This is a genomic window from Petrotoga halophila DSM 16923 (genome assembly GCF_002924615.1).
Map to the genome: position 1 here is coordinate 1 of NZ_JALY01000269.1, position 1,635 is coordinate 1,635.

General features: G+C 35.7%; 1 protein-coding gene. It reads right to left on the minus strand.

Annotated features, from left to right (window positions below; genetic code table 11):
- Window positions 1-252: 252 nt before the first annotated feature.
- Complete coding sequence (locus AA81_RS12775; protein WP_103899255.1) at window positions 253-1,503, minus strand: transposase; 1,251 nt, start codon at window positions 1,501-1,503, stop codon at window positions 253-255.
- Window positions 1,504-1,635: the final 132 nt, after the last annotated feature.

Genomic DNA, 1,635 nt, shown 5'->3' on the forward strand with positions numbered 1-1,635 from the left:
TACCCACTTCAGAAATAGGTCAAAACAACGATTAACGAAAGGTAAAGTAAGTTAAGGCAAGAAGAAAAAGAACTAAAATATTGGATAATTATCCAAAATGCTCTTTGAAAATCGAGATAATTCTTAAAAAAATTGAAAAGTAATTAGAATTGAAGAATTTTTTAGCAAAAATACGCATGAAAGAAGCCCAGTTATTGAATAACCGTTCATTGGGAAGTATTGAAAAGGATTTAAATCTTCCAAAGAAACAAGCTAAGAAGCTGTTTCATACATAAGCGTTTTAGGGGAAGATAACAAATCATCTCTACCCATCTTGTGAGCTAAAAGAGCAGAAGCGATAAGGAAAAGGTTAGAAAGGTTGCATTCGAGTTGCACAGCGTTTGTATATTTCAAAGAAGTAGTACCGTTGTTGCTTTCTAACCTGGAAAAGATGGATTCAATGAGAGTACGTTTCTTGTAAATCTCTTTGAAGTAAGGAGATTCCCTGTTAAGGAAATGACGGAAATCATACTTTGAATAGTTTCTGTAACTATAACAGTTAGACTTACCCAAAGGACAGTTAGAATGATCATCACAAACGAATTTGGTTCTATATATATTTCTTTTAGTCTCAAGGTAATGGGAATGTTTAACAAGTTCTTTGCCGCATTCACCTACTAACCCTTTTTTAGAAGAACTGTGAAGGGGAATGAAAGCGATTGAACCAGTTTTCAAATGGACGTAATCGTAAAGATCACTTGAATCATACGCGGCATCAGCCAAGAAGTTAAACCCACTAAGATCCAAGTACTTAACAACCTTTTCCAAAAGGACGAAAGCATAATTCTTGTCATTGGCAGAAGCAGGGGAAACCACGGTGAAGATAGGGACGTTTAGGAAAGTGATAGTATGAGCCTTGTAACCAAGATAAGACATAGCGTTCTTTGGGTTACCGTACTTATCGTAGATAGGCTTAGAATTAGAAACAGGTTTAACGCCGAAATTTGCTTCTAAAGGAGAACGATAGTACTCTTTGTAATCTTTGAATTTACCGTGACTCTTCTTGTTGTTGAAGAAAGAATTAAAGATAATGGGGTAAGAATCAGCAACAAGATAACTGGTATCAAAGATCCCCTCTTTGACACCTTTAAGGACGGTAAAAACGATAACCTTATCCAAATAAGAAGGGTCAAACTCCTTCTTAAACGAAGAGAAAGTAGCTTCAGAAGGAACGTAGTTGATAATAGGATCGAAACCGATGCATTTAGCAAAGGAAGGGTTACTCTTAAGGAAGTGAATCAACTCCCTTACTGTAAAACCCTTAACTTTCTGAACGAAGATAGCTTTAAGTAAAGCCCGGCGGGAGTACCCTGTTCTGCCCATCTTATTACTGAAATCTGGGACAACGGACCAATCGATCATATCGATTAAATCAAGGAGATACTTAAATTCAGAATGTTCTTTCATATAGTCAGAGTAGACGAAATCGAAGTACAGTTGAGAAGAGTTACCGAATAATGACAATTGAATGACCTCCTTACGAGATAATAAAGATGTGGTATCAAATAAATTATACAGTGAGGAGGTAAAAGTATAATATTGAAGGTATTAAAAGTTAGTTACAATGGGTGTTTTAGAGTTTCTGAAGACAGTATA